This window comes from Rhizobium sp. Leaf311 (genome assembly GCF_001423445.1).
Taxonomy (GTDB): domain Bacteria; phylum Pseudomonadota; class Alphaproteobacteria; order Rhizobiales; family Rhizobiaceae; genus Agrobacterium.
Window position 1 is genome coordinate 328 of record NZ_LMNZ01000005.1, and the last position, 281, is coordinate 608.

At 55.5% G+C, this 281-nt stretch carries 1 rRNA gene (running past both ends of the window); it reads left to right on the top strand.

The features are described 5' to 3' along the window. A 23S ribosomal RNA gene (locus ASF69_RS10455) occupies window positions 1-281 on the top strand (its annotated part extends past both window edges: 327 nt to the left, 423 nt to the right); the annotation flags it as partial.

A 281-nucleotide genomic window follows, 5' to 3' on the forward strand; every position in this document is an offset into this window, starting at 1 on the left:
GTGTCCTGAAGGAACTCGGCAAATTGCCTCCGTACCTTCGGAAGAAGGAGGCCCTCACTATGCGCAAGCACTTTGAGGGGGCACAGGCCAGGGGGTAGCGACTGTTTAGCAAAAACACAGGGCTCTGCTAAGTCGGCTTCAAGACGACGTATAGGGCCTGACGCCTGCCCGGTGCCTGAAGGTTAAGTGGAGGGGTGCAAGCTCTGAAATGAAGCCCAGGTAAACGGCGGCCGTAACTATAACGGTCCTAAGGTAGCGAAATTCCTTGTCGGGTAAGTTCC